The 24,343-nt window shown below is 39.1% G+C and carries 38 protein-coding genes; 23 read left to right on the top strand and 15 right to left on the bottom strand.

The window, feature by feature from the left end; genetic code table 11:
- Positions 1-134: 134 nt before the first annotated feature.
- The 10 genes from L1272_RS04240 to L1272_RS04195 all read left to right on the top strand — a co-directional run bounded on the left by L1272_RS04240 (position 135) and on the right by L1272_RS04195 (position 8,118).
- Positions 135-1,679 (top strand): arylsulfatase, encoded by a 1,545-nt coding sequence (locus L1272_RS04240; protein ID WP_138600078.1) that lies wholly within the window; start codon positions 135-137, stop codon positions 1,677-1,679.
- Positions 1,680-1,857: 178 nt separating this feature from the next.
- On the top strand, positions 1,858-3,180 hold the full coding sequence (locus L1272_RS04235) for an ABC1 kinase family protein (protein WP_235372836.1): 1,323 nt from the start codon (positions 1,858-1,860) through the stop codon (positions 3,178-3,180).
- A 210-nt stretch (positions 3,181-3,390) separates the two neighbouring features.
- Positions 3,391-3,831, top strand: coding sequence for a hypothetical protein (locus tag L1272_RS04230; protein WP_054552977.1), 441 nt, complete (start codon positions 3,391-3,393; stop codon positions 3,829-3,831).
- A 114-nt stretch (positions 3,832-3,945) separates the two neighbouring features.
- The gene (locus L1272_RS04225; protein WP_054552978.1) at positions 3,946-4,215 is read left to right on the top strand and encodes a hypothetical protein; all 270 of its coding nucleotides are present in this window, start codon (positions 3,946-3,948) and stop codon (positions 4,213-4,215) included.
- A 106-nt stretch (positions 4,216-4,321) separates the two neighbouring features.
- A complete protein-coding gene (locus L1272_RS04220; RefSeq protein WP_054552979.1) occupies positions 4,322-4,588 on the top strand; it encodes a hypothetical protein in 267 nt (88 codons plus the stop codon).
- Positions 4,589-4,708: 120 nt separating this feature from the next.
- Positions 4,709-5,185, top strand: a complete 477-nt coding sequence (locus L1272_RS04215; protein WP_054552980.1) for a hypothetical protein — start codon at positions 4,709-4,711, stop codon at positions 5,183-5,185.
- A gap of 129 nt (positions 5,186-5,314) precedes the next feature.
- Positions 5,315-5,773 (top strand): hypothetical protein, encoded by a 459-nt coding sequence (locus L1272_RS04210; protein WP_235372835.1) that lies wholly within the window; start codon positions 5,315-5,317, stop codon positions 5,771-5,773.
- 107 nt (positions 5,774-5,880) lie between these two features.
- The gene (locus L1272_RS04205) at positions 5,881-6,405 is read left to right on the top strand and encodes a hypothetical protein (protein WP_235372834.1); all 525 of its coding nucleotides are present in this window, start codon (positions 5,881-5,883) and stop codon (positions 6,403-6,405) included.
- A 393-nt stretch (positions 6,406-6,798) separates the two neighbouring features.
- Positions 6,799-7,200, top strand: coding sequence for a LexA family protein (locus L1272_RS04200; protein ID WP_235372833.1), 402 nt, complete (start codon positions 6,799-6,801; stop codon positions 7,198-7,200).
- A 162-nt stretch (positions 7,201-7,362) separates the two neighbouring features.
- Positions 7,363-8,118 (top strand): hypothetical protein, encoded by a 756-nt coding sequence (locus L1272_RS04195; protein ID WP_235372832.1) that lies wholly within the window; start codon positions 7,363-7,365, stop codon positions 8,116-8,118.
- A gap of 86 nt (positions 8,119-8,204) precedes the next feature.
- Here L1272_RS04195 and L1272_RS04190 read toward each other — a convergent pair whose 3' ends face one another.
- A complete protein-coding gene (locus L1272_RS04190) occupies positions 8,205-8,396 on the bottom strand; it encodes a hypothetical protein (RefSeq protein ID WP_235372831.1) in 192 nt (63 codons plus the stop codon).
- Between the two features lie 140 nt (positions 8,397-8,536).
- Here L1272_RS04190 and L1272_RS04185 point away from each other — a divergent pair, with 140 nt between their 5' ends.
- The 3 genes from L1272_RS04185 to L1272_RS04175 are packed head-to-tail and all read left to right on the top strand — an operon-like array spanning position 8,537 to position 11,372.
- A complete protein-coding gene (locus L1272_RS04185; protein WP_235372830.1) occupies positions 8,537-9,565 on the top strand; it encodes a hypothetical protein in 1,029 nt (342 codons plus the stop codon).
- An 11-nt stretch (positions 9,566-9,576) separates the two neighbouring features.
- Entirely contained in the window at positions 9,577-10,563 is a 987-nt protein-coding gene (locus L1272_RS04180; protein ID WP_235372829.1) for a hypothetical protein, read from the top strand.
- A gap of 50 nt (positions 10,564-10,613) precedes the next feature.
- Positions 10,614-11,372 (top strand): hypothetical protein, encoded by a 759-nt coding sequence (locus L1272_RS04175; RefSeq protein ID WP_235372828.1) that lies wholly within the window; start codon positions 10,614-10,616, stop codon positions 11,370-11,372.
- Between the two features lie 46 nt (positions 11,373-11,418).
- Here the strand turns inward: L1272_RS04175 and L1272_RS04170 are convergent, their stop codons facing one another.
- The 14 genes from L1272_RS04170 to L1272_RS04105 form a co-directional block, all read right to left on the bottom strand.
- Complete coding sequence (locus tag L1272_RS04170) at positions 11,419-12,594, bottom strand: recombinase (protein WP_235372827.1); 1,176 nt, start codon at positions 12,592-12,594, stop codon at positions 11,419-11,421.
- A gap of 1 nt (position 12,595) precedes the next feature.
- Entirely contained in the window at positions 12,596-12,817 is a 222-nt protein-coding gene (locus L1272_RS04165) for a hypothetical protein (RefSeq protein ID WP_105182039.1), read from the bottom strand.
- Positions 12,804-12,968 (bottom strand): hypothetical protein, encoded by a 165-nt coding sequence (locus L1272_RS04160; RefSeq protein WP_235372826.1) that lies wholly within the window; start codon positions 12,966-12,968, stop codon positions 12,804-12,806. Before L1272_RS04160 ends, L1272_RS04165 begins: the two co-directional genes overlap by 14 nt.
- A gap of 9 nt (positions 12,969-12,977) precedes the next feature.
- A complete protein-coding gene (locus L1272_RS04155; RefSeq protein ID WP_235372825.1) occupies positions 12,978-13,670 on the bottom strand; it encodes a DUF2786 domain-containing protein in 693 nt (230 codons plus the stop codon).
- A gap of 13 nt (positions 13,671-13,683) precedes the next feature.
- Positions 13,684-13,953: a hypothetical protein gene (locus L1272_RS04150; protein ID WP_235372824.1), complete on the bottom strand. Its 270-nt coding sequence runs from the start codon at positions 13,951-13,953 to the stop codon at positions 13,684-13,686.
- A complete protein-coding gene (locus L1272_RS04145; RefSeq protein WP_235372823.1) occupies positions 13,953-14,324 on the bottom strand; it encodes a hypothetical protein in 372 nt (123 codons plus the stop codon). Before L1272_RS04145 ends, L1272_RS04150 begins: the two co-directional genes overlap by 1 nt.
- 101 nt (positions 14,325-14,425) lie before the next feature.
- Positions 14,426-15,013, bottom strand: coding sequence for a 3'-5' exonuclease (locus tag L1272_RS04140; RefSeq protein ID WP_235372822.1), 588 nt, complete (start codon positions 15,011-15,013; stop codon positions 14,426-14,428).
- Positions 15,014-15,024: 11 nt separating this feature from the next.
- Complete coding sequence (locus L1272_RS04135) at positions 15,025-15,195, bottom strand: hypothetical protein (RefSeq protein ID WP_194442378.1); 171 nt, start codon at positions 15,193-15,195, stop codon at positions 15,025-15,027.
- Entirely contained in the window at positions 15,182-15,946 is a 765-nt protein-coding gene (locus L1272_RS04130) for a hypothetical protein (protein WP_235372821.1), read from the bottom strand. The genes L1272_RS04135 and L1272_RS04130 overlap by 14 nt, the downstream gene beginning before the upstream one ends.
- Positions 15,947-16,054: 108 nt before the next feature.
- The gene (locus L1272_RS04125) at positions 16,055-16,318 is read right to left on the bottom strand and encodes a hypothetical protein (RefSeq protein ID WP_105182034.1); all 264 of its coding nucleotides are present in this window, start codon (positions 16,316-16,318) and stop codon (positions 16,055-16,057) included.
- A 100-nt stretch (positions 16,319-16,418) separates the two neighbouring features.
- The gene (locus tag L1272_RS04120; protein WP_235372820.1) at positions 16,419-16,583 is read right to left on the bottom strand and encodes a hypothetical protein; all 165 of its coding nucleotides are present in this window, start codon (positions 16,581-16,583) and stop codon (positions 16,419-16,421) included.
- 17 nt (positions 16,584-16,600) lie between these two features.
- A complete protein-coding gene (locus L1272_RS04115; protein WP_235372819.1) occupies positions 16,601-17,020 on the bottom strand; it encodes a helix-turn-helix transcriptional regulator in 420 nt (139 codons plus the stop codon).
- 131 nt (positions 17,021-17,151) lie between these two features.
- Positions 17,152-17,709, bottom strand: a complete 558-nt coding sequence (locus L1272_RS04110; protein ID WP_235372818.1) for a hypothetical protein — start codon at positions 17,707-17,709, stop codon at positions 17,152-17,154.
- Positions 17,710-17,729: 20 nt separating this feature from the next.
- Positions 17,730-18,368: a LexA family protein gene (locus L1272_RS04105; protein ID WP_230235354.1), complete on the bottom strand. Its 639-nt coding sequence runs from the start codon at positions 18,366-18,368 to the stop codon at positions 17,730-17,732.
- A 127-nt stretch (positions 18,369-18,495) separates the two neighbouring features.
- On the opposite strand from L1272_RS04105, the gene L1272_RS04100 reads away from it, so the two are divergent.
- From L1272_RS04100 to L1272_RS04060, 10 genes are all read left to right on the top strand, one after another.
- The gene (locus tag L1272_RS04100) at positions 18,496-18,717 is read left to right on the top strand and encodes a transcriptional regulator (protein ID WP_230235353.1); all 222 of its coding nucleotides are present in this window, start codon (positions 18,496-18,498) and stop codon (positions 18,715-18,717) included.
- A gap of 108 nt (positions 18,718-18,825) precedes the next feature.
- Positions 18,826-19,158 (top strand): hypothetical protein, encoded by a 333-nt coding sequence (locus L1272_RS04095; protein ID WP_235372817.1) that lies wholly within the window; start codon positions 18,826-18,828, stop codon positions 19,156-19,158.
- Positions 19,155-19,577, top strand: a complete 423-nt coding sequence (locus L1272_RS04090) for a hypothetical protein (RefSeq protein WP_235372816.1) — start codon at positions 19,155-19,157, stop codon at positions 19,575-19,577. Before L1272_RS04095 ends, L1272_RS04090 begins: the two co-directional genes overlap by 4 nt.
- Before the next feature lie 150 nt (positions 19,578-19,727).
- On the top strand, positions 19,728-20,777 hold the full coding sequence (locus tag L1272_RS04085; protein ID WP_235372815.1) for a PriCT-2 domain-containing protein: 1,050 nt from the start codon (positions 19,728-19,730) through the stop codon (positions 20,775-20,777).
- Positions 20,777-22,135, top strand: a complete 1,359-nt coding sequence (locus L1272_RS04080) for a virulence-associated E family protein (protein ID WP_235372814.1) — start codon at positions 20,777-20,779, stop codon at positions 22,133-22,135. Before L1272_RS04085 ends, L1272_RS04080 begins: the two co-directional genes overlap by 1 nt.
- A gap of 308 nt (positions 22,136-22,443) precedes the next feature.
- Complete coding sequence (locus L1272_RS04075) at positions 22,444-22,803, top strand: antiterminator Q family protein (RefSeq protein WP_235372813.1); 360 nt, start codon at positions 22,444-22,446, stop codon at positions 22,801-22,803.
- A 188-nt stretch (positions 22,804-22,991) separates the two neighbouring features.
- Entirely contained in the window at positions 22,992-23,465 is a 474-nt protein-coding gene (locus L1272_RS04070; protein ID WP_235372812.1) for a lysozyme, read from the top strand.
- Entirely contained in the window at positions 23,458-23,886 is a 429-nt protein-coding gene (locus L1272_RS04065) for a hypothetical protein (RefSeq protein ID WP_235372811.1), read from the top strand. Before L1272_RS04070 ends, L1272_RS04065 begins: the two co-directional genes overlap by 8 nt.
- Complete coding sequence (gene lysC / locus L1272_RS23260; protein ID WP_442961813.1) at positions 23,780-24,064, top strand: Rz1-like lysis system protein LysC; 285 nt, start codon at positions 23,780-23,782, stop codon at positions 24,062-24,064. The genes L1272_RS04065 and lysC overlap by 107 nt, the downstream gene beginning before the upstream one ends.
- A complete protein-coding gene (locus tag L1272_RS04060) occupies positions 24,045-24,341 on the top strand; it encodes an HP1 family phage holin (RefSeq protein WP_235372810.1) in 297 nt (98 codons plus the stop codon). Before lysC ends, L1272_RS04060 begins: the two co-directional genes overlap by 20 nt.
- Positions 24,342-24,343 lie beyond the last annotated feature (2 nt).

Genomic DNA, 24,343 nt, shown 5'->3' with positions numbered 1-24,343 from the left:
AAAATACGGTTTTTTTATGCCTAGCATTAATAATAATTGCGGTACACAGTATTTTTAGTAGACTAAAAAAAGTACTACAAGTTTAAAAACTAAACTACATAGTATTTTATTAAAATACACGAAGGACTGCTGTTATGAAAAGACTACTCGCCGTAGCATCCGCTGCTTTATATTTAGCAAGCTCTGTCGCTTTTGCTAAAGACAAACCCAATATTCTAATTATATTCCCCGATGATGTTGGCTGGCAAAATGTAAGTGCTTATGGACTTGGTACCATGGGTTATAAAACGCCAAACATCGATAAACTCGCCCACGAAGGCGCAATGTTTACCGATCATTACGCGCAACCATCGTGTACTGCAGGGCGCGCTGCACTTATTACAGGCCAATATCCAATTCGTAGTGGCATGACTACAGTGGGACGACCTGGCGCAGAGCTTGGTTTAAAAGCTGGTTCTTATACGCTTGCAGAGGTATTAAAAGAGCAGGGTTATGCAACAGGGCAATTTGGTAAAAACCACTTAGGTGATCGCAACGAGCACTTACCAACCGTGCATGGCTTTGATGAGTTTTTCGGGAATTTATATCACTTAAATACTCAAGAAGAGTTTGAGCAACGAGACTACCCGAAAGATCCTGAATTCTTCAAAAAATATGGTACGCGAGGCGTTTTACATACTTACGCCACAAATGTAGATGACAAAACAGTTGATCCACGCTTTGGTAAAGTAGGTAAGCAAAAAATTAAAGATACTGGTCAGCTTTCTCGTGAGCGTATGAAAACCGTTGATAAAGAGTTTATGGACGCAAGCATAGACTTTATTAAACGAGCGAAAAAAGCAGACAAACCTTTCTTTGTTTGGTTTAACCCAAGCCGAATGCATATGTACACGCGTTTAAGTGATGAGAGCCGTTATTTAGCAGAAGAATACACCACAGAGCATGATTTATACGGCAGTGGTCTGATTGAACATGATCAACAAGTGGGCGAGTTAATGGCTGCACTAGATGATATGGGTGTGCTTGATAACACTATTGTTGTTTATTCTACAGATAATGGCCCGGAGCACAGTGCTCGATTACATGGTGGTACAACGCCTTTCCGTGGTGAGAAAATGACAACCTATGAAGGTGGTGTACGTGTGCCTATGATTGTTCGCTGGCCAGGTAAAGTACCTGCAAATACAGTATTAAACGGTATTCAATCGCACATGGATATTTACACAACGCTAGCTGCAGCAGCAGGTGAACCAAATATCGCGAAAAAAGCACTGAAAGAGCATAAGCAACCGATTGACGGCGTAAATAACCTGAATTACTGGCTTGGCAAAACTGACCAAAGCGCCCGTGATCACTTTTTCTACTATTACGAATCAAGTATAAAAGCGATTCGCTACAAGCAATGGAAGCTGCACTTTGAAACGAGCGAAAATTATTATGCTCCTTATGAAAAGCAAAAGTTCCCAATTTTCTATAACATACGTATGGATCCGTTTGAAAGCTTTGATGGTTTAACCGACCGCTCAGACATAGTGCAAGCTAAGCAATGGCTAAATGAGCCTGTGCAACATCTACTTGGCGAACACATAAAATCGCTATCAGAGTATCCACCACTGCAAAAAGCAGCAAGCTTCGACTTTAGCCAGCTAATGGAACAGTTGATGTCTGGAAAGCAGTAACTCTCAATAAAACAATTTATTGGCTTGTTAATTAAATAAATAGCCGCATCGGGAAGCAAATAAGCTAACCATGCGGCTTTTTGCTTTTGGCTAGAAGACAAGTGATAGTAAAGCTAAAGTCGATCTAAACTCGAACAACCAACGTATTCAAAGCATTAAGTTAATAGTGTGAAGTAATATGAGTGATAAACAAAAATCTGTTCCAACATCACGCTTTGCAAGAGCGGCTCGGCTTGGCTCTTTAGCAGGCAAAGTTGCGGGTAATATGTTGTTTGAAGGCACAAAAGCATGGGCGACCGGCAAGCAAACATCACGACAAGAGTTATTGTTAAAGCCAAAAAATATTCAGCGCTTTGCAGAGCAGCTTGCAAATCTGCGTGGAGCAGCAATGAAATTGGGGCAGCTGTTATCCATGGATAGTGGCGAATTACTTACTCCTGAGCTGTCAGCAATTTTAGCAAGGCTACGTTCAGAAGCGACACCTATGCCACAAAAGCAGCTAGTTAAAGTAATGCGTGAGCATTGGGGCGATGCGTGGCTAGAAAAATTATCGCATTTTGAGCTCAGACCATTTGCTGCGGCATCAATTGGGCAAGTGCATATTGCTTACCGAGAATCGGGCGAAAAGTTAGCAGTTAAAGTGCAATACCCAGGTATTGCAAAAGGCATTGCCAGTGATGTTGATAACTTAGCTTACCTTCTGAAGCTCAGTGGCTTATTACCTAAAGAGGTAGAAATACAGCCTATTATCGAGGAAGCAAAACAGCAGCTTATAAACGAAGCTGACTACGAATTAGAAGCGAGTTTTTTAAAACGCTACAGCGAGTGTTTAAAGGGTGATGACAATTACCTTATTCCAAATGTGGTTGATTCGCTTAGTTCTTCTCAAGTTTTAGTCATGAGTTTTGTTGAAGGGCAAGAGCTAGATGAACTGGCAAGTAAAGAGCAAGCTTTACGTAATAAAGCGGTTGAACAGCTACTCAGCTTATTTTTACGCGAATTATTTAGCTTTAAACTAGTTCAAACTGATCCAAACTTTGCCAATTATCAGTATCAAATCGACAATCAACGCTTGGTGCTTTTAGACTTTGGCGCCACCCGCGAACTACCTCAGCATATTAGTGATGGCTACTTACAGTTATTATCTGCTGCGATTAATAACGATAGAGCAGGTGTGGCAACAGCAGCACAGCAAATTGGCTATTTTCAACAAGGGCTTGCTCAAGAATATATAGAAAATGTCGTTGATATATTTCTACTCGCCTGCGAGCCACTGCGCCACCAAGGAGAGTATGATTTTGCAAATAGCGACTTACCAAAACGCATAAAAGAACTCGGCCTAAAAATGAGTACCGCCTCAGAGCATTGGCATGCACCACCCGTAGATGCCTTGTTCGTTCACAGAAAACTAGCAGGCCTCTTTTTAATCGCTGCAAAGCTAGGCGCAAAAGTGAATGTGAACAGTATTTTTAAAGAGTTTGAAGTACAGAGTGATAAATAATTGAAAGGGAGTTTTGGGTAACTCATTTCTGCCCCAAGATGAGCGACGAGAGCATTTTCTTTTTCTGAATATCTTTAGTATCAATAAAAAATTAGAATTGGCAATGCATTACGTTATTTGTTAAAAATAGATTTATTAGTACATGCGCGTAACATCGGCAGAAAGATGCGCGACGAGCGCACTATAAAATTGTTATATACCAAGGGAAATATGGTTCAACATTCTAACTCTGTTCAAATAATGGCTTATATTTGTGGAGTCATACTTTTGCCTGTTTATGCGCTAGGTCCTCTATCTATGATTTACTTATCAAGCAATAGAATTGCGGATGGTGATTGGCAAACTTTAATTTTTTTATTTTTCTTATGTAGCGCTTTGGTTTATTTTTGTGGCAAATATTTCTTTCTATTGGTTCGTTTCCTTCGGAGTTTAAAGTTTAGTTTTACCTTCGATTCTAAAGGAATTGTTCTATGTAAAAACGGGCAATCATCATTCTATGCTTGGAGTGATTTAAAAAACTCGAAAGAATATGCTAATTGCCAAATGTATTGTTTAGTCGACTCAAATGGAGAGCACTTATTTTCTATTTGGGAGTATGCTGACAACTATCAAGAATTCCGAGATGCGGCTCTGGTACATATTGGTATATAACATGTAAATTATGTGTGGGACGTCTAAAGCTCGACTGGCGCCTGTTCCTTGCTAATTTTAGCCCAAGCTTAATCCGCCCATTATGTCGGCGTTCTGTGCTCTAACAGGTCAGTGATGGATATACCAATTGAAGATGAATTAAAATCTATTTGTATTGAGATAGTTAACCAAGACTACTCAACTCATCAATGGCTTGAAATAGAGTCGAGCGATATGTTTCAATCTCCATCGTTTGTTGGTGGCTTTGACGCTGATGAAGTGGAGTTTTGCTTTAGTTATTTCGATGAGAATCGCACTGAATTTTGGTTTCAGTTTACTTTAGACCAAGCAAAGTCAATTTCAAAAGGTGAAAGCGTTAAGTTGTCAGGTTTAAAACCTGAATAAAAACACATAACAAGTGCCCAAACCAAAGGACGCAAAACAGCAGGCTGCGCTCCTTCGTCGCTAATTTTAGCCTGCTAATCAAACGTTATGTTTACAGGAGGTTGAGGTGACACACGGAGGAGGTGGGGCATTATACCTACTACTTATTTTGATATTAGTATCTATACCTGTCACCTTGATTTGGCTTTTTCATGGGCAAGGTAATGCTAGAAAGAGGCGTGCTATAGGTTTCTCTCAAATAGCCATTTTCGCTATAGCAATAATATTATTCTTTTCTGGTGTTAGTTATCTTCAAAATATTGGGTTTGTAGCTGGTTTTATAGTCTTAATAGCTATGTTGATCACACCCGTAGTATTTAAAAACAGAGTGTAATATACACCTAGCAAGGCCGTTAAACCGTAGCACAAAACAGCAGGCTTGTGCTCCTTCGTCGTAAATTTTAGCCTGCTATTATGTGCCGTTAACGGCAAGCGTTATATTGCAAGGGGAGCTATGCGTAATCTAATCATTATTTTAGTCGCTTCGGCACTAATATCTTGCGTTGGAATTCCTGCTGAAATTTTAAAATCCAAATCAGCTGAGTATCAATTTCCTATTCTGCCTAGTACCGAAAGTACAATCGTGTATCTAATATCTCCTGTTGCCTACCAAGATCCGAGTGCGTACCAACAAGTAAAAGTTAACGGCATTAATAGTAAACTATACTTTGGAGCCTACAGTTCAATTACATTAGCCGAAGATGCAACTATACAATATCGCTTCAATCACAATTCAAACTTGGTTGATGCTGGTCAATGGAATCAACTTAAAGTAGCAGCTAATAAAAATGAGCTATTTTATGTATTAAAGAATGGTTTATTTACTCAAGTATATAAAGAGCAAGCTATCGCTGAAATTGTAACCATTGAATATCGGTATTGTGAATATAAACCAAAGCCTTGTGAGCCAATGGTTTACAATGCAATATAACAATCGCATTAATGCAATATAACAATCGCATTAAGGGTGGGCGCAAAAAGCTTGGCTTGCGCTCCTTCGTCGATAATTTTAGCCAAGCTTTATCCGCCCTCAATACGGCGTTAGGGTTACAATCAGACAATGAAGTGGACTGAACCTTGGGTTAAATCAATCCAAAATCAAGAAAGATATAGCCTCATTTCAAAAGGGGTGTTAATCAGCTGCCTTATTTGGACGTTGGCTTTCGTTTTTTTGGCAGTTGTAAGTCTGTTGACTAAAGATGACTTTATCAATCATCTGGTTAAAACTATTTGGATTGCGCCTGTAGGAGGTTTCATTTTAGCTTGGGGCATGTATACGATCAGGTGGCTGTCACCAGTGAAAATTGATTCGGGCCCCAAAGGTCTTATTAGAATCAAAGCAGATAATATAACTTCGATACCTTGGGAGCTGATATCTTCGTATACTTTTATTGTTGACGGCATAGTTTTTAAGTTTACAGATGATAGTGAAATTACATTTTTATTACCTAAAGATATAGATCGAGATTTAATAGCAAAAGAACTTGAAGCACACTCAATCAAAAAAAGTGCTTTATAACCTTAACAAGGTAATTAAATCGAACACAAAACATCAGGCAGTGTACGCTCTAAATTGCCGCCTGCTACTTTGTTCCGTTTATCACGGCGTTAGGCATCAAGGAAAGTATGGACGATAATATTAAGGTCGGAGATTGGGTCAGAAGCTATGGTTCAGGGATATGGAGAGTTCATCGAATTCTAGAACTCAATGATTTTGATATTCAAAGTCAAACTAACAAACCTAGAACTGTTGTTTTCTCTTCACGCTTTGTAAATGACTCTTATGAGCGTTCCTTTGTAACAGAATGCTGTGATTCAACATTTGTTTATCATTTGCAACAAGCTGAGCTCGATTCATTTATCAATCTGAATATTGATTTATATACTAAATTCAATGCTTATAAACCAAAATCCATTAACGCTATCTACAACGCAAAAATAAATATTCCAGTTTCAAAAAGTAAATCAGAGTTGGAAGATCTCTTAATTAGTTACCAATCATTATTTTTAGAGCAACTCTTTTGTCAGTTGCATTCTTCAGGTTTAGCATCAAGTGATAATAAAGGTTGGACGGCACAATTTGTAGCTAAAGATCATGAGGCTGTTGATGGTAAATTAGTGTATAGCTTTTCAACGTTATTGACGTTTTAGATTTTATAGAAACTAAGAATAGTATGTAAGTTTTTGATAGGGATAAGGAAAAATGGTCGGCATAGCAGGATTTGAACCTGCGACCCCTGACACCCCATGATTTTCTTCAAAATTAAGTTAACCTATTGAAATTGTGTAATATTACAAATAAACTACTGTTTTTTTACACAGTAAAAAGTGCATTTTTTCTCATTTTTATACTTTTGTAAAATCAAGCGGTTAGAGTGCTTATTACAAATACAATTCTCAGCTTTTTTATAAAGCCCTTCCTAAACAACATATTAGAAAATCTAATTGTGTAAGTCTAAGCTCAAGCGACTTCAAAATTCACTTTCAGACACTTAAATTTTTCACTATACTGTATGTGTGTACAGTGTTTTGGTTTTATTACTTATGTTCGTTATCCCAATTTATATCGAAGCTGGTATTACAGGCTTTGAATCTCCAGCTGCTCAATACAAAGAATTAGGCCTTTCGCTTGATCAGCTATTGATTAAGCATCCTGATGCTACCTTTATTGGAATGGCTTCAGGGCAGTCTATGCAGGGAGTAGGAATATTCGATGGTGACTTACTGTTAGTTGATAGGGCGGTGGATGCAAGTACAGGTGATATTGTTGTTGCTAGTTATAATGGTTGCTTTGTATGTAAGATTATTGATAAAGACAATCGTTTGCTGCTATCAGCCTCTGATGCGTTTAAGCCAGTGTATGTTTCACCAGAGGATGACTTTTGCTTAGAAGGTGTAGTAACAAGGAGTATTAGGCTTCATAAGCCTTGTGCAGAATTTTCATAAACTAATTAAAAGTTTAGGCTTGTAAAGAAACATAGATAGTTATATTTTTTAATAATTACAGCGAGGGGAGCGATCGTATTAAATTATGTTTTATTATTACTGATATCTCGCCGGAAATAAAAAATGCCTATGTGAGGTGTTTAGTAATTAAAAAAGGTACCTATGATTAAAGAAAATTCTGCTTCCAGAATACTCCACTTATTGAAGAAAGCTGATGAACATCCAGATAACGTCAAAGTATATAAAGTTTGGGCAGATGTCTTTGATATTGATGAAAAGAATCAAAACAGACTTAATATGGAAATATCTAGATGTTTAATGTTGTTGCAAAGTGAAATCGATATCATTATTGAAAATCTTAACTTTAAAGTTGAGGATGAGTTTGGATGCAGGTCATTACTCAACAGCATCTCAGATGTTTTAGCTATTCATGCGTTGATGACTGATTGGAAGAGTCTAAAAATAAAGCTAACTAGAGAGGTGTTTTTGAGCCTTGGTTATTGTAGAGCAATGCTTCCATCGGAAGAAGATTCTATAAATATTCAGGATATAGAAGAGATTCATCGTTTAATTGATTCTTTAAAAGAGTTGTTAGAAAACTCAAATTTACCCCCATACACAAGGTCAATCATACATGACCATATTGATGGAATAATAAAAGCTTTACATGAGTACAAGATAAAAGGAGCCTCTTCTCTTCAAACAGCGATGAATACAATTGTAGGCGATATCATTTCAAAGGAAGACGTCCTTAAAGAATCTAAGGAAAGCGAAGAAGTTAAGTTACTAGGCAAAGTTTTGAAGAAGACTAAACAGATTACTGATAATGCAGTAAATACAGAAAAATTTCTGTCGTCTGCAGGTAAATTAGCGAACTATGGTGCTAAAGCACTGGAAATAATTAACGACGTTATGTAGTTAACTATTTTATGAGCTGTTTTTTTGAACAGCTCGAACTACCAAAAATTTCTAAGGGTTATTTTTAAATCTTTGACTTAGCTTTTTTACGCTCTAATTCTTCTCACACTTCGTTTTATCTTTTCTATGTTTTCTGATAGCACCCATAGCATGCCTGCTAGGGTGTCTTTATCCATTTTATCAAAGTGATCTTCAATACATAGCGCGTTGATTGCTGCTTCTGCTTGGTAAATATTTTTATCGAGCTCATTTTTTAGTTGTAACGCCTTGTTTTGCATTTGTGATTTCCTAATATTTTCGATGAGGAAAAGATACAAGTGATTTTGTAAGTTAAAAAGTGAAAATAAGTACGTCCTATGGTACAAATTACGTCCTGAGATTCGTATTTGGCTATTACTTGATTAAAAGGACGTAGTAAATGAACCAAATAACACCAGAAAAATTAAGAGCTTTGCGTAAAAAAATAGGGTTATCAAGTCAACAAGCAGCTGATAGTGTTTATAAGAACCTAAGGTTATGGCAAAGGTATGAGGCACCAACCTCCGCAGGTAGTAGCTTAAGAATCCCTCCTGCAACACTTGAACTATTCTGCTTAAAGCATGGATTACCATATCCACCAAACAAGCAGGGGAAGTTAGGGAAACTCGTGAGTTTTTACGGCGGTCAAGGGGGGGCTGGCCAAACGTTACTAACTATTGATTTATGTACTGCGCTTATTTCTGATGGTTATGAGGTCCTTGTTGTTTCAGACTCTAGTGGATGTGCTGTATATGGAGATATGTCTGCGAAGCATAATTATCCCTTTCCTAGAACAATAAAGATTGATACACCAATAAATGATCATATCGGTTTATTTAGTTTTCCTTTTACAACTTCTGTAGAGTCTTTAGTACCGACCCTTGAAAATTATGATTTCGTTTTTCTTGATTTGAGTAAGGCATTAGCAGAGCAATATTTTGATACTTTAAAGCCTGATTTAGTAATAGCGCCAGCTAAAATAAATGAAGATAACTTTCGTAATAGAACTGCTTTCAATAATTTAAAGAGGCTATCAAGTAGATTAAAAGAGAATAAAAATGAAAAGACTAAATTTGCGCTATTAATGGTTGCTGTATCCACTGACTACTCATTTAGGCCAGGATATTATGGTTTGTTTGATGAAAATGCTGATGACTATGAAGAGGTTAAGGATTGTTTTTACAAACAACAAGAACAAGACCAATTAGAGCAAGAGGAATTATTAGAACTTTTTAATAGTTTAAATAGTGAACCTAACATGCACTTTATGAATAGCTATACCTCTGACACTTATAATAATTATATAGAGGGATATGATAAAGGGTATAGTATCTTTAACAAAGCGCCTAACTCACTTCCCGCGCATGAACTTCGCAGTGTGAAAAATGAAATATTGAGATTGCTTGGCATACCACAGAAATTAAAATAAGGATGTTAAAAATGAGTGTTCAATTTGAATTAGAAAAACCTGTTATCTACGCTGATATGAATATTTTCAGATATGTGGGAAGAGGTGATATTACAATAGTCGAACCTGAAAGGTTTATTTGGGTATATTCGCATGTACATTTAGATGAATTACATCGAAATTATCAAGAAGAAACATTGCAAGGTATATGTGACTTAAAAGCAATTGAACTTTGTGAGGTAATAGAAAATTACAAAGCAACAGGAGATTTGTTTCTCTCTTCTTTTAAAGACCCTTTCTTAAGATATGAAGAATATCTCCGTTCTATCGAAGGGTATGAAAATACTGCTGAATATTTCTTTGAGTTTATGATGAAAGCTTACGGTGCTGATAATTTTAAAAGTTTAGAAAGGACGCCTGAACAATTTAGAGCAGAAGTAACAAAGCTAATAGATGATGTTCCAGATATTAATTTACGTAATGACATGCAGAAAGAGGTCGAAGAAGTCGCAGGAAAATTAGATTGTAATATTCAAAAACATATGAAAGAACATAATCCAATTGATAAAACGCGAAATGCCTTAGGTGTCACGAGTGTTAAGCGTGAAAAATTAAAAGAGTCAGCAAGTGTAATAGATGATATTTGGAACTTAGTTGAACCCTCAATGGAAGGCTCGCTCTCAAAGAATCAATTTTTCGGTTTTGAGCCAATACCAAACATATCTGAAAGTTTAAATCATACACAGCACTCATCTATTCAAGCCGCTTACATGGTCCTGAATATTTTAGGTATAAACCCAGATAAGGGTATGGCAAAAAAAGAGAAAATTAAGAATGTTTTTTCTGATTCATGTCATGCAGGGCTAGCTTCATATTGTCAAATATTGTTATCGGCAGATCGTGGAATCATAAATAAGTCCAAACATTTATACCAATATTTAGGATGCGTAACACATGCTACACTTTTTGAATATAAAAAGGGTGTCAGCATCGATATAGTCATTGAAGATGCAAGTTAAAATTTTATAAATAGATACTAATACAGTTAACTTTAACTAAAGGGATATTTATGTCTGATTCTAACGGTAACAAATCACCTATATTTTTTTTAACAATACTTATAGCTCTTGCTCTTTTATGTGTTGTGGGGACTTACTGTATATGGTCAAAAAATTTGGGCATCGGGTATGGCGGTACAACAGAAACATGGGCTCACTTTGGTAGCTTTTTTGGGGGTGTTTTGGGCCCCATTCTTTCCTTTTTCTCTTTTGTGGGCGTCATCTACACTATTTATTTACAATCTAAAAGTAACAAACAACAGGCTCAAGCTAATAGGCAAACTGCAGTAGCCGCAGAGTCATCAGAGAAATTGGCTGAGAAAAACATAAAAGAACAAGAAAAATTACATTTAAATCAGATTAGTTATGATAAACAGAAACGTCTTTTAGATATTCTTCTACGCTCAATAGATAGGGTAGAAACAGCGGGGGAAAATGCTGTATTAGACTTAACTACAAAAGATGATAACAATGATTCAAAACTAGGGCCTTATTTCAATACTTATAATTGGAGGGCTCAAGTATTTGCTATTGAGCTTAATTCTTTAAAAGATAAAATAGATAAAGAAAGTGCTGAAATTATAATTTCTTATCTCGAAAAAATATCAGGACAATTAAATAACTTTTGCACGAACGGCCTAAAAAATATAGATGTTACGTTTTCACAGCCTCAGAAACAAATAGAAGCAGCTATCAATAACTTAGAAAGCCATAAGACTAAAATTGATACGATTAAAGAGTATTTAGGGGACAAATACAGTTTTAAATAATGAATTGCTTATTTAAAACCCGCTTTATTGGCGGGTTTTTTGTTGCTTAGCTTAGGCTTACAGTCAAATTAGGCACTTGAACCCATTCAATCTGCTTCCCGAATTCGGTGTAGACCTTGGTTGATTTACTGTCTGAGTGACCCATACGAGTTTGTGGGTCCCAGCCTTGGGCTTTTATTAGTCTTGCTGATAAACCACGTATTTCGTGGTAAGTAGGGCGCTCTTCAGGTTTTAGGTGGTTGCATACACCAAGCTGGTCTCTTACTTTTGAAAACTCTGTGCTTATGTTTTTGCTAACTATTTGAGTTATGTGATTTACTAAAGCGCTTGTAGGGTTGGAGTTTTTCTTAGGTAGTCTGTGAACAACATAAGGCGATACAATTCTATCGCGGCTGTTGTCGATGATTGTTTTAATGGTTTCGTTGATTGGGATGATCACATGCGACGCTTCGCTTTTATGTGTTTTCTGGCGGTGAATAGCTAACTCACCATATATGGTACCAAATTGGTCTTGTTGTGGTTGTTTATACCAAATACAACCACAGCGCCCAGGCTCTGCTTTTCTTAATTTATATTCAATACGTGATATTTCTAAAACTGCATGTGTAGTTTGCATGGTTAAATCCATTGCAGTTCTTAGCCATAGTGGGGCAGCTGCACGTATTTTTTCGAATGCATCAACATCTAACGCTTTACGTTTTTTACGTTCGCTGGGTTTTTTGATCTTAAGAGCGGCAGGGTTGGTTGTCATATGGCCGCTGTCTTTTGCATAATCGAAAATCAGTTCTAAAAAGCTGAGTTTTCGGTTATACACGTTGTTACTTGCACCTTTATGATAGTGCTCCATGTATTCAGTTACATCACTAAGCGTGATATCTTCGCCTGGCATCGTGAAATAACTTTTAATGCGTTCGGCATCATTAGACCACGTAGATAGCAAATTTTTACCTGGGGATTTGTCGGCAGTCATTCGTTCAATAATAGAGTCAACTATTAAGTTCAAACCACTTTGAGAATCAGTGCCTGTAAGCAGTTCATCCAGCTTAGAGTTACTACGCTTAATGCGGTTGTACTCATTGGCTATAATGATAGCCTCAGTTCTATTTTGACTGACGATTTTACGCTTACCATTAACAAGTTTAAGTTGATAGCCGGCGTTTTTAACAAAATATAAAAACGGCGGCAGGTCACGGTTTTTGTTCAGACGTTTTCTTGGTGCCATGTTAGCTATTCGCTGCTAGTTTTAATGCTATTTCTTTTGCTTTAGCGTTAGTGCCAGGTTGCTGATCATCATAAATATACACTTGTTGACCAGGGCCTACTAACTCTCCTTGAACATATCCAGTTGCTACCCAATCTCGCAGAGAGTTATAGCTAGGTAATGAATCTTCATGGAAATACATTTTAGCCCAGCAACGGGCTTTCATTAATTTAGGCTTCTTCATTTGGCACCTCTTGCAGTTCGTCTAAGTGGGGAAGTATTTCTAGTGCTTCGTCTAGGTCTTCACATTCATAACTTACGCGACGGCCATTGGTGCGAATTTCAATAATGACGCCATCGGCCTCTTCTAAAATAGTGATTACTTTCTTAGCCATGACTACCTCCTAAAAGTTAGATATTTTAAGGCTTTCTTCGCCTTCGATTTGGCGTTCAAGACTCACTTTGTTACCTGCTTCTTCACCTTTTAGGTATGAGTGCATTTCTTGAAATGATGGTTTGCGTAATGGCTTAGATTTCATTGGTTTTAATTCACCAAAATGTGCCACGATCATTGATTCTTTGAGCGGTACTAAAGCCGTACCAGATGAACTTACGAATGTCTGCTCTCGTTCTGACTTGATATCCATCGCTCGGCGGTGAATTGCTTCAGCAAACCCGATTCGGAAAAAGTTTTTTTCTGAAGCTCCTTTAACTTGTGATTTTTCACACTGCCAATTGCAAGCCTCAATCAAGTAGTCAAATGTTAGCTTAGCTACGACTGCATCAGATTTGAAACCTCTAAATAAATACTTAACTACAGGAGCGTGGGTTACAACCCCAACACAGTCATTTAAACTGGCCGCAGATCTTTGCAATATCAAAACCCAGCGCAAACGTTTAGATGTAATATTGTCACCTTGTGATTCTAAGAATTGATCGCCTGTTTGTTTCTCAATATCCAGCTTTGTAAGTTGGTATTTATCCATGAGGCTTCTAGCTCTTTTAGCTGCTATTAATGCTTCATTGGGACTGGATGTATCAGCGGCCATCGCCAATAACTTTTTGATTTTATCAATCACTTTATCTAGGTCATTCATAAGTCACCTACAGTTAAAACAATAAACATTCTTGCCTTGGCTGTTTTGCCTCAGGCCTATTATCAGCATCAACCACTTCTATAAATGGCTCTTGCTGATATTGGTTACAAAGCTCTGTGATGAACACTTGGGTTTTGTGTACTTGGCATTGGCCATAGCGAGTTTTAGTTTGCTGCTGGCCGTATCTATCTATGTGAGGGCAGTGTTTATCATCTGCCTTACCAATGTGCTTATAGGCCTGACAGCTAATACAGGCCTTTGGCATGGTGATTAAATTACCCATTATGCAGCCCAAAGTTCACTGAGTTCCCGCTCAAGTCGGTAATCATCTAAACGTTCTTCTAACTTTTCTCGTGCTGATTTTTGACGCTCGCTATAAGGAACTGCTCGCGGAGCGTCTTTCTTAGGTGAAGTTTGCTTTGCGATACTCACCGTGATTGGTTTGTTTTTGGTTTTAGGTGTAGCGCTTCGTTTTTTATAAGGCTTACGAACACAGCCACAACCAAGTACTCTGCCTAAGTTACCTTTTTTAACTGAACGCTCAGTGCCACAAATACAGCGACATAAAAAGTATTGGCCACATGCTTGCTCAGTTAGCACTGTCCAATTGTTGAATACATCGCCGGCTGTTATTTGTGTTTTGCTTTTGGCCATGATGCCTCCTTTTGTTTCTCAGCCTGTTTTTTACGTTGATAGTATTGACGTATACGGGCCCGTTGTTGGGCCACGCAGTTGCGTTTAAATTTGTGCATAACTTACTGTTTCAAATAGATTGAATGGCAGTGTGATATCTGTTTGTAGATATCGCTAATGTATTTAGCCTGGTGTTTTGCATCATCTAATGCGTTGTGTGGGTTACCTTTAAATGCATTTGATTTTTTAGGGTCAATACCAAGTACTCGACGGCCAACATCAACCATGGTGCGAACGTCACGATCATTTCTAAAATGCCATGGTTTTGTCATATTGGTGGCTTTGTAGGCGTTGGTTAGAATGGTGTTGTCGAATGTGGCGCCATTACCCCAAACAACACGATTTCTAAACCCTTCGATTTGGTACATCCATTCGTTGAATTCGAGAAGGGCATCTTTTAGCGGCATAGTGTCGTGTACATTGAACACAGAACGGGCTTCATCGCTTTTTTTCATCCACCATTTAAGTGTTGAGCCATCTACCTCGCCGTATTTCATGGCATCTTCTATGTCGATGACTTGGTAAAATTCTGCACCAATATTGCCTGTAAGTGGGTTAAAGAATACGGCACCTATTGATACGATCACCGCATTCGAATGTTGGCCAATAGTTTCTAGGTCGAGCATGACATCGTTGAGTTCTGTATTCATGGTGTTTCCTGTTATGTCCAAGGGACTAAGCCCAATTGTTGACGTTTATCGTTCCATTTTTTAACCAGTTGGCAGGCTTCTTTTTGAAGCTTTTTGCTAGTTAGTAAGCGGCTGATCTCTTTTTGGTCCTTAGCTTTAAAGCTGACCAGGGTTTCAAGCGTGGCTTGCTCAAAGCTGTTCATCTTCATTGCTTAAAGTAAGTAAGTCTGTAGCTGTTAGTTCCCAGTTATTGGCTTTAACACGGCGTAACCAGTTACCACAGAGCTCTAAGGTATCTTTTTTCGGGCGTAAGCCACCTTTAGGGGCTTCGACTAATTCGGCTTCATTATCTTTGTTGAGGATGATTAAACCACCACGACCACTTTGGTGTAGGTAGAGTAGTGGGGTTTGCCTTGCATCATGGCCCTCAACCATGCCACCAATGTGATACGGGTAAGTTTGTATAATGTCGGTATCGCCACGGTAGATTTGCACTATATCAGCGGCTGCTAAACGATTTTTAAGTTCGCTTATTTCGGTTTTAAGCTGGGCCGTTGTTTTACGTTCGCTCTGATAAAGGCGCTTTTGTTGCTCAGTCGCTAAGCGCTGGCTTTCTAGCTTGTCTTTATAGCTTTTTATTTTGTCGCGTAGCTTTTTAGGTGTGCCGGCTATTTCTTTATAAGCAGATAACGTAATTGTTAAGTCTTTTACTTTAGCTAATGCTTGATCGCATTCTCTTTGTGCTTGCGCCAGCTGTTGATCGGCATTTTTAGCATTTTTAAGAACAACTGCAGCACCTTGCTCATAGTCTTTTACCAAAGCAGTAAGCTTGTCATTTTGTATTTGTAGCTGTTGTTCGTTTTCAACCATTTGGTCAAATTCAGCAACTTCTTGGTTATAAGCCGCAACTAAGTGATCGATTGCATCTACGACTGATAAAGGGTGATTACTCATGGTGTTTATCCTGGTGTTAAACCCAGCTTTCTAGGTTCTGTTCAAAAATCAGCAATGCGATTAATAACGTGATGAATAGCATTGCTGATAGGACTTTCTTAAGCGGTTTCATGCTGCCAAAACTGCTTTTGGGATGCGTGTGTTTTCAATCAGGCTTAAAAAGGCTTTAGTCATGCATAAATCACGGCGGGCGCTAGCATTTAACGCGATTGAGCCAAGCACTACTTGGTTGTTGATATCAAATAAAATGATTAAGCAGTATTTGGTACCTGACTCGTAAATGCGTAGCTCTTCACCATGCATGCGTTGGTTCATGAAGTTAATGCGTTGTTTAAGCTGGTTGATCACCAGTGATGTGAATACGTTTAACATAGCTTTTTCCTTTTCCTGTTGTGTTGTTTTAGTTGCTTACGGCAACCACTCGGCTGGTTTGGTTGGGCAAGTGCGTACCAGCGAACTGTGAAAACTTGCTTTAGGCCGCTTGTGGCGGTGGCTCTGGTGTAGGGTTGTTAGCTGCTTTTAAATTTGGGATCACTAATTCAAAAGGGCTGGCCTTTTGAGCTTGTTTTAGCTTGTGTAATAACGGGGCTGTTGCTGCGTTATTGCGTGCTGTTGGGAATATAAATACTTTGGTCATATTCACTCTCCTTGGCCTTAGGCTGCTAGTAAGTCGTTTTGCAGTTCACGCAGTCGGCGTAAACGGGTGGTGCGAACAGTTCGGGTAACTCGAATGGTTCGATAACTGCGCTCAACGTCACTGTTAGTTGCACTTAACAACACAAGCACTAGGCACATGGTGTAACGCAACACACCTTGCTTAATTGCTTGGTGTACCGTTTGGCGCATTGAATGGGTGTTAAACTTGAAGCTGAGCTCATTACAGGCTTGGCGAACTGTGGTGGGCTTTACACCCAATGATTCAGCAATAGACTTTTGTGTTAGCCCCTTTGCTACGAGCAGCAGCGTACGTGCTTGCTGTGCAGGTAAGCGAGAATGGGGCTTTGCACTTACGTGCATATCGTCAAGCTGGTATCCAGTTTCTGTGCGTAATGGGTTCATGGCTTTAAATAACAATTAAATTTGTCATTTAAAGATACAAGAAAAATTGTTGCTGTCAACAAAAATACAATTTTTATTGTATTTTTGTTTTTGATGGGCGTAAAAAAACCGCCAATAGGCGGTTGAGAATAGTCTTGAATGAGGGGTTATAATTTATCAAGATTCTCCTTTTCCCTCTGTTTTTCTATATCCTTGCCAAGTTTCTTAGCTGAAAACTCAATAGCATGGGAGACTTTGAAATTTTCACCTGTTACAGTGTGATAAATTTCAGTTTTATCTAGATCCCATTTACTGTATTTCATCAAAGAACCTGTTGCGAGTGCTGTGCCATAGTGTTGAGGGTCATTTTTATATAAATCATTAGCCCATAACTCTCTGGATTCTATTGGCTGACCATACTTCTTTGTTAGTAAAGAGTTAATAGATTTGAAGTCTGTAATGTAACCATTGTTATTAACTCTTTTGTTATCAAATTTAATTACACCCTTACCGAGCTTTCCGCTTGTGAAATAATAGACAAGCAAAATTTCGTCACCATTAAGTTTATCGGTGTAACCAATCATGTTGTCTTTTTCTAATATAAATTTTGCTGTCTCAGCTTTTTTTACTTCATCTACAGTCATGCCCCATTCGACATTTCTCATTTCAGCACTTTGAGCCATTGTTGTAATAATGCATAACGCTAAAGCTATAACTTTTCTCATATTCACATCCTTTATGTTGATTAAATTCTTTTTCTGTAACTACCAATTACAACACCGCAGACTGTTGCGTCCGGTAGCATCTCAATTATAGGTTTAGGCCAATTTGGATTTAGTGCTTTAAGGTATTTTTGGCTTCCATCAATAATGAGCTGTTTAAAGGTAGCTTCTAAGTTACCGTTTTGTCTAACAACGACACAGGAACCATTTCTTGCTTCAACCTCTGGATCCACAAAAATAATTTCTCCATTAACGAAATCAGGTGACATAGATTCGCCTACGACTTGTAAAGCAAAGGTGCGACTACTATGTTTCTCCGGGCATGGATAAAATTCATCGACTTCTGACAGTTGGAGCGCCTCACATATCTCACTCCAAGCGCCCGCTTGAACCCAGCTAATGAGAGGAACATCAGATTTATGCTGAGAAATAGTTAATGTATTACTTTCCGAAAGGCTCATTAAACCATCGCCTGATTCTAACCAATCAGCAGATACGTTTAAAAATCGAGCAATAGCGAGAAGGTTTCTTGGTTTTAAGGTTTTCCCTGCACAAATTCCCTGAATCGATTGCTGGCTAGAACCTACAGCTGTAGCAACTTGTTCTTGTGTTAGTCCTTTTTCCTTTAAAACGTAGTTTAAACGTTGAGCTAAAGTGTTCATAAGTATTGGCTATGTTCTTTTTAGCTAGTTTACAAAATAATTTGTACAATAAAAAACAATATAAATTGTTGTAAAATACAATTTAAGTTGTATGCTATGCGAAGGTTATACAAAAATAGGTATTAAAATGAGCACTCATCCAGCATTACAAAAAGCCATTGCCGCGCTAGGTGGTCAAGTGAAACTTGCAAATGCAATTAATACTTCCCAGCAAAATATTTCTAATTGGCTAAGAACCGGCAAAGTGGCCCCAGATAAAGTTATTTTGATTGAGAGAGTGACGGGCGTTTCTCGTCATGAGTTGAGACCTGACATTTATCCGCCAGAGGATACAAAACAAGCTGCTTGATTGGATTGTTTTCATGGTTTGGTTCCTGTGTTGTTGAGCTTTTAGATTAGCCATTCAGCATTAAGGAATTTAGCTAAACGAATATATGTTTTTTTATACAGGTGATTTATGGCTGTTGGCGGAATTGGGCTTAGTTTTACTGTTGATACTTCTGCAGTAACCCCACTCTTTGATCGTTTACGCTCTGCACTAAAAAAATTAGACCCGCATGTGGCTAATCTAGTGCGCAATAATATTGATGAGCTGTTGCGTAAGGATAATTTGGTTGTTCTGGTAACTCATTTCAATAAAGACGATATGAATAGCGAGATTTGTCTTTATCCAAGTGAGGGGTTGTTAGGCATTACGCAAGCTGTGTTTTCGAAACGTTATGAGGATTTACTGCCTTCAACTCTGACAGAGCTTGTTGTGGCGAATGAAAACCATAAGGCCTCAAAATGACTGAAATTGAGCTATTAGAAAAATTACGCAATATCAATCCAGTTGTGTTGGCTAATTTGTTGAACCCTAACCCTGGCAAGCTACACGAACTTAAAACTGTTGTGCCAAAGCCGACATTAGAACAAAAGGTTAGGGCTGCTGTTTGGGTAAGTAGTATGGGAATTCATCAGGCTGGTGTTGATACACAAGCAAGACTTATGTGGCCGCTGACAAAATTTAGTGAATTAGAAGTCTCGAAAGAGGCTGCTAGAACTTTAGGGGGTGTTCTAGTTGCTCTCTTAGAAGTTCTGCCTCATCAGCAGATTGAGCAGATTTGGACAGATCAAGGCGAACGCCTGTCTTTTGTTGAAGAACCTGAGTTACTTGATGATAAAAACCATTTTCAAGTTCAATCACATCACCCACTTGCACAGGGTTAGTTGATGCATATGTTTTTGGGGTCATGTCTCCCTCTCCACACAAGTAGTAAAGACGGTATTTATACATATTCAGCTTCCTTATTTTAGTTTGTTGGTTTGGTCGCTAAACATACTAATTTAGGGAAGCGTTTTTTAACAGGAATTTTGATTATGCAGCAGGCAACGCTACAAGATGTACAAGACGCTTTGCAGTATCTTGACCCAAATTTAGATCGCGATAGCTGGGTTAGGATTGCCATGGGCATTAAAAATGAGTTTGCCGATGCAGGCTTTGATATTTTTGATTCGTGGAGCGCTGGCGGTAAACGGTATAAGCCAAGTGATGTTAAAAGCATGTGGCGCAGCGTAAAAGCGGGTGGCGGTGTTACGATTGGTACTGTAATCGGCATGGCTAAAGATAAGGGCTTTACATTTAGCCGAGAACCTATGACGGCTGAGCAACAAGCCAAACTCAACGCTGATTACGCTAAACGAGCAAAAGAGCGCGAAGCGAAAGAAGCAGAAGAAGAAGCAGCGCGCCAGCGTTGGCATGGGGTAATTAGCGACTTTTCCAAATATATCATTGAAAACTTCACTATACCGATAAAATCAAATAAGTACTTAAGCGATAAAAAAGTAAATGCCTATGGGGTGTTAGGTTTTAAAAAGTCGTTTATTTTGATTATTCGCGATAACTTTACTACTGAGTTAGTTGAAGGTGGTAAAGAGATAAAAGCCTTCTTTGATACTTTACCTAGCGAAGATGAAGGTCGGGACTTTTCGTTTTTACATATCAAGCGTGGCAGTCTGGCCATTCCCCTGATTGATATTAATAAGCAGATTTGGAACATCCAAGTAATCAACAATACTGGTACCAAGTTATTTTTAAAGCATGGCCGTAAATCAGGGCTGTTTCATTTTATTGGTAAAGCAAGTAGCTGTAATATTTTGGCTGTTTGTGAAGGGTATGCAACGGGCGCGAGCATTCATATGGCTACTGGCTGGCCGTGTGCGGTGGCCCTTGATGCGGGTAATTTGTTACCTGTGGCTTTGGCATTTTCTGAAAAGCTAAAAGATAAGACCTTTTTGTTTTGTGCAGATAACGACGTTAATACAAAAGGTAACCCAGGCATCACTAAAGCGAATGAAGCAGCAGCTGCGGTTAATGGCCTTGTTGCTGCACCAGATTTTTCTGGTATTTTAAATAAGGAGGCTGCTTGATGGCCTCGCGTTCTTTAACAGATTGGAATGACTTACATGTAAGTGCAGGTTTAGCTGAGGTTAAAAAGCAGCTATCTGCTGTTGTTGATAAGCCTAGCGCTAATGATGGTGATAACCCTCCGCCGAAAAACGCTGACGCGCGGGAGCGTTCACTGGGGGATGAGCCGTGGCAACGGCTTTTCCAAAGAACGAATGCTGGCAATCCGCAAGCGAATATCAGTAATACAAAGTTGGTTTTAGAACATGATCCTGCTTTTGATGGGGTTTTAGGTTATTGCAATTTTAGCTATCGGATCATTAAGCGTAAGTTACCGCCGTTTAAAATGGCAAAGCTTGGTGAATGGACAGATGCCGATACAGAGCGCTTACGTATTTACTTATCTGAAAGCTATGGTTTTACACCCAAACCCAGTGATGTACTTGGTGCTATTTTGGTTCATTCAGAAGAGCATGCCTTTCATCCTGTTCAGGACTATTTAACGTCAATAACGTGGGATGGTCAGCCGCGAGTGGCTATGTGGTTGCATGATTATTTAGGTGTAGAAGACTCTGATTACGCGGCTATGGTTGGCACATTCTTTTTGGTTTCTGCTGTAGTTCGGGTAATGCGGCCACCTGTAAAAGTTGACTCGGTGTTGATTTTAGAGGGCTTACAGGGGTTGGGTAAATCGACAATGTGTCACAACCTATTTGGTGACTGGTTTACTGATACCCCGATGGCTTTAGGTGAAAAAGATACGTTTCAACAAATGCAGGGGATGTGGGGAATTGAACTTGCAGAACTTGATGCCTTTAATAAGGCTGAAAACACCAAAGCTAAACAGTTCTTTGGTTCGCAGGTTGATAGGTATCGCCCTAGTTATGGGCGCATGGTTCAAGAATTCCCGCGCCAGTGTGTTTTTATTGGTACCACAAACCAAGATAGGTATTTAAAAGACTCAACGGGTAACCGGCGCTATTGGCCTGTGATGTGTACGAAGATATGCCAAGAGGCCATAAAGCGAGATAGAGATCAGTTATGGGCCGAGGCTGTTCACTTATTAAATGAGGGGACACCTTGGTGGCCTACTGATGAATACAAACACCTGTTTGAAGAGCAGCAAGAGGATAGATTCGACTCCGATGTATGGGAGGAGCTTATCTACAAATGGCTTATTAAAAATATGCGTTCGGATTATTCCTGTGCCGAAATTATGGAAGAAGCTCTAGGTATGGATGCTCACGCCATGCGCCCACCTGAACAAAAACGTGTTGGCCAAATTATGCATCGACTTGGTTTTGAGAAAAAGAAAAAGCTTATAAAAGGTAAGCGGCCTGCGTTTTATTTTCCGCCAAAGGGGTTTTGGGATGCTAGATAATTATTTTAGTGTGACAGTGACATTTACCATGACCACTTGCAGCCCTTGCCATATAAGGCTTTGTCATAGTGTCACAGTGTGTCACGGTGTTTTCACGCACACATACGCGCGCGCGTGCGAGCGGACACATCTGATATCTATATTCTATTTAATAATGTTACTTACTAATGTATGTAAAAACACTATGACACAGTATGACAGTATGACAATACCAGTAAATACAGGGGCTGTAGCTGTCATGGTTGTGTGTCACGGTAAAAGTGAGTATGACACCAATGTTTTAAACTATTTTGCGGCGGGGATGTAAGATGCAATTAGAACTAAGAGAACAGGCTGAAAACGATTTAGCACAATGGGGCCTGTGGGCGAGAGAGAAGAACTTACCAACGCTTAAGTCTCAAAACCTCGTTACATCGCGTTCTGTGAAGCTAGACATTAACGGTTGCCCTTTAGTGATTAAAGATGACTATGCGCAGGTGCTTGATGCCAGTATTGCGAGAATGCGGCATTTAGATCCTACTTACCCGCTTATTGCCCGCCAGTACTTTAGCTTGGGTTTGAGCTGTAGAGTGATTGCACAGAGCACTAAAATTAATAAGGATAAGGTATCTTCGATAGTGGGTGAGATAGTTAGCTGGGTAGCTTGCGATCTTATTAAAGCGGCTTAGATCTTTTTTTCAAAAACTATTGCTTTTGTCTAGACAGAAACTATACTGATCCAGGTAAGCTTAGCAAAGCTACAACATAAAGCCCGAGGTTAACGCCTTGGGCTTTTTTGTTTCTGCTTTTTAGCTCACGTTCCTGTTGTTGACCCGCTTTGGTTTTGCCTGAGCGGGTTTTTTCGTTTGAGGCCCTTATGAAAGTAAACAAGCTATTAGCAGCTGGTGTTACCGGTGTACTTGCGCTTGCAGGCGTTACGATTGCACAGTTTGAAGGTGAGGTAAGAACGGGCTATGTCGATCCTGTTGGTGTGGTTACCGCTTGCTTTGGTCACACAGCGACAGCTGAGCTTGGCAAGAACTACACAGAGAACGAATGTTTAAGTTTGTTTGCTAAAGACTTAGGCGAACATAACAAGCAACTGCTAAGAGCTGTTAGCGTATCGATGTCTGCAAGCGAACATGCTGCTTACTTGTCATTTCATTACAACGTGGGTGCTGGGAACTTTCGTAGTAGCACGTTATTAAAACTTTTGAACAAGGACCAACGAGTGAAAGCGTGTAATGAGTTATCGCGTTGGGTTTACGCTGATGGCCAGAAGTTACCGGGCTTAATTAAGCGTCGTGAAGCAGAGCGCCAGTTATGCTTAAGCGAGCTTAGCAATGTTTAGTTTAAACAAAGTATTGTTTTCAGGCTTGGGAGTGATGCTTGCGATATCAGTGTTTCGATATGTGGGCGTTAGCGCTGAGCTTGATGAAGCGCGTGATAGTAACGAACAGCTACTCGGCACTATTCAAAGCTATAAGAATCAGGTTGAGATGCTTGCTAACAACTTAGTGAATGCTGAGAAGCAAAATAAGCGATTACTAAAAGAGCGCACTTTACTAGAACAAATTCGTGCAAAGCACCAAGCACAACTTACCTCTATCGAAATTAAGCTTCAAACAACTAACTCACAACTTGATGCATTAAGGCTATCGACTAATGAAACAACTAAGAACTGGGCTAATGACTGTGTGCCTAGCGCTGTTATCAGCGTGTTCAAGTACGCCAACGCTAGAGCCTGTAATCAAAACAGTCGTACAAACTGAGTATGAGTTTGTACAGATGCCTAATGAATTCATTAAACCCTGTGAGGTTAGTATTCAAGCTGTTGGAGACAATACATCCCACAGTCAGTACACAGTGTATTTAGAGACCGTTATTGATACCTGCAATGAGCAGCTATTAAGAGCGCGAGAGTGGAACAATGCGAATAGAAACAAGTGATATAGCTATGCAAAAGGCCGTCAGTGTAACGACCTACAGCGCAAGCTTAGGCACTGCAGCTGGAGGGATATTTAGCTTGAATGAGTGGGCTATATTACTGGGGATTATATTCGCAGCATTAACATTCTTAGTTAATGCGTGGTTTCAACATAAGCGTGATGAACGTGAAGCGCGCAAGCATGAAGATGATAGAGAGTTCCATCGTGCAAGAATGGAAGCGCTACAACAAAGCGACCATGCACAGCTGTTATGCCAGGCTGATTCAGATGGTCATTAATT

Source organism: Pseudoalteromonas sp. PAST1, from assembly GCF_021532515.1.
Lineage (GTDB): Bacteria > Pseudomonadota > Gammaproteobacteria > Enterobacterales > Alteromonadaceae > Pseudoalteromonas > Pseudoalteromonas simplex.
The sequence above is the reverse complement of the archived record's forward strand: the minus strand, read 5'-3'. Positions and strand labels throughout refer to the sequence as shown.

What these genes read in the sequence shown, in the direction of transcription:
- L1272_RS04240 (WP_138600078.1), top strand. Translation starts at nt 135, where the DNA reads ATGAAAAGACTACTCGCCGTAGCATCCGCTGCTTTATATTTAGCAAGC.
- L1272_RS04235 (WP_235372836.1), top strand. Translation starts at nt 1,858, where the DNA reads ATGAGTGATAAACAAAAATCTGTTCCAACATCACGCTTTGCAAGAGCG.
- L1272_RS04230 (WP_054552977.1), top strand. Translation starts at nt 3,391, where the DNA reads ATGGTTCAACATTCTAACTCTGTTCAAATAATGGCTTATATTTGTGGA.
- L1272_RS04225 (WP_054552978.1), top strand. Translation starts at nt 3,946, where the DNA reads ATGGATATACCAATTGAAGATGAATTAAAATCTATTTGTATTGAGATA.
- L1272_RS04215 (WP_054552980.1), top strand. Translation starts at nt 4,709, where the DNA reads ATGCGTAATCTAATCATTATTTTAGTCGCTTCGGCACTAATATCTTGC.
- L1272_RS04210 (WP_235372835.1), top strand. Translation starts at nt 5,315, where the DNA reads ATGAAGTGGACTGAACCTTGGGTTAAATCAATCCAAAATCAAGAAAGA.
- L1272_RS04205 (WP_235372834.1), top strand. Translation starts at nt 5,881, where the DNA reads ATGGACGATAATATTAAGGTCGGAGATTGGGTCAGAAGCTATGGTTCA.
- L1272_RS04200 (WP_235372833.1), top strand. Translation starts at nt 6,799, where the DNA reads ATGTTCGTTATCCCAATTTATATCGAAGCTGGTATTACAGGCTTTGAA.
- L1272_RS04195 (WP_235372832.1), top strand. Translation starts at nt 7,363, where the DNA reads ATGATTAAAGAAAATTCTGCTTCCAGAATACTCCACTTATTGAAGAAA.
- L1272_RS04190 (WP_235372831.1), bottom strand. Translation starts at nt 8,396, where the DNA reads ATGCAAAACAAGGCGTTACAACTAAAAAATGAGCTCGATAAAAATATT.
- L1272_RS04185 (WP_235372830.1), top strand. Translation starts at nt 8,537, where the DNA reads ATGAACCAAATAACACCAGAAAAATTAAGAGCTTTGCGTAAAAAAATA.
- L1272_RS04180 (WP_235372829.1), top strand. Translation starts at nt 9,577, where the DNA reads ATGAGTGTTCAATTTGAATTAGAAAAACCTGTTATCTACGCTGATATG.
- L1272_RS04175 (WP_235372828.1), top strand. Translation starts at nt 10,614, where the DNA reads ATGTCTGATTCTAACGGTAACAAATCACCTATATTTTTTTTAACAATA.
- L1272_RS04170 (WP_235372827.1), bottom strand. Translation starts at nt 12,594, where the DNA reads ATGGCACCAAGAAAACGTCTGAACAAAAACCGTGACCTGCCGCCGTTT.
- L1272_RS04165 (WP_105182039.1), bottom strand. Translation starts at nt 12,817, where the DNA reads ATGAAGAAGCCTAAATTAATGAAAGCCCGTTGCTGGGCTAAAATGTAT.
- L1272_RS04160 (WP_235372826.1), bottom strand. Translation starts at nt 12,968, where the DNA reads ATGGCTAAGAAAGTAATCACTATTTTAGAAGAGGCCGATGGCGTCATT.
- L1272_RS04155 (WP_235372825.1), bottom strand. Translation starts at nt 13,670, where the DNA reads ATGAATGACCTAGATAAAGTGATTGATAAAATCAAAAAGTTATTGGCG.
- L1272_RS04150 (WP_235372824.1), bottom strand. Translation starts at nt 13,953, where the DNA reads ATGGGTAATTTAATCACCATGCCAAAGGCCTGTATTAGCTGTCAGGCC.
- L1272_RS04145 (WP_235372823.1), bottom strand. Translation starts at nt 14,324, where the DNA reads ATGGCCAAAAGCAAAACACAAATAACAGCCGGCGATGTATTCAACAAT.
- L1272_RS04140 (WP_235372822.1), bottom strand. Translation starts at nt 15,013, where the DNA reads ATGAATACAGAACTCAACGATGTCATGCTCGACCTAGAAACTATTGGC.
- L1272_RS04135 (WP_194442378.1), bottom strand. Translation starts at nt 15,195, where the DNA reads ATGAACAGCTTTGAGCAAGCCACGCTTGAAACCCTGGTCAGCTTTAAA.
- L1272_RS04130 (WP_235372821.1), bottom strand. Translation starts at nt 15,946, where the DNA reads ATGAGTAATCACCCTTTATCAGTCGTAGATGCAATCGATCACTTAGTT.
- L1272_RS04125 (WP_105182034.1), bottom strand. Translation starts at nt 16,318, where the DNA reads ATGTTAAACGTATTCACATCACTGGTGATCAACCAGCTTAAACAACGC.
- L1272_RS04120 (WP_235372820.1), bottom strand. Translation starts at nt 16,583, where the DNA reads ATGACCAAAGTATTTATATTCCCAACAGCACGCAATAACGCAGCAACA.
- L1272_RS04110 (WP_235372818.1), bottom strand. Translation starts at nt 17,709, where the DNA reads ATGAGAAAAGTTATAGCTTTAGCGTTATGCATTATTACAACAATGGCT.
- L1272_RS04105 (WP_230235354.1), bottom strand. Translation starts at nt 18,368, where the DNA reads ATGAACACTTTAGCTCAACGTTTAAACTACGTTTTAAAGGAAAAAGGA.
- L1272_RS04100 (WP_230235353.1), top strand. Translation starts at nt 18,496, where the DNA reads ATGAGCACTCATCCAGCATTACAAAAAGCCATTGCCGCGCTAGGTGGT.
- L1272_RS04095 (WP_235372817.1), top strand. Translation starts at nt 18,826, where the DNA reads ATGGCTGTTGGCGGAATTGGGCTTAGTTTTACTGTTGATACTTCTGCA.
- L1272_RS04090 (WP_235372816.1), top strand. Translation starts at nt 19,155, where the DNA reads ATGACTGAAATTGAGCTATTAGAAAAATTACGCAATATCAATCCAGTT.
- L1272_RS04085 (WP_235372815.1), top strand. Translation starts at nt 19,728, where the DNA reads ATGCAGCAGGCAACGCTACAAGATGTACAAGACGCTTTGCAGTATCTT.
- L1272_RS04080 (WP_235372814.1), top strand. Translation starts at nt 20,777, where the DNA reads ATGGCCTCGCGTTCTTTAACAGATTGGAATGACTTACATGTAAGTGCA.
- L1272_RS04075 (WP_235372813.1), top strand. Translation starts at nt 22,444, where the DNA reads ATGCAATTAGAACTAAGAGAACAGGCTGAAAACGATTTAGCACAATGG.
- L1272_RS04070 (WP_235372812.1), top strand. Translation starts at nt 22,992, where the DNA reads ATGAAAGTAAACAAGCTATTAGCAGCTGGTGTTACCGGTGTACTTGCG.
- L1272_RS04065 (WP_235372811.1), top strand. Translation starts at nt 23,458, where the DNA reads ATGTTTAGTTTAAACAAAGTATTGTTTTCAGGCTTGGGAGTGATGCTT.
- lysC (WP_442961813.1), top strand. Translation starts at nt 23,780, where the DNA reads ATGAAACAACTAAGAACTGGGCTAATGACTGTGTGCCTAGCGCTGTTA.
- L1272_RS04060 (WP_235372810.1), top strand. Translation starts at nt 24,045, where the DNA reads ATGCGAATAGAAACAAGTGATATAGCTATGCAAAAGGCCGTCAGTGTA.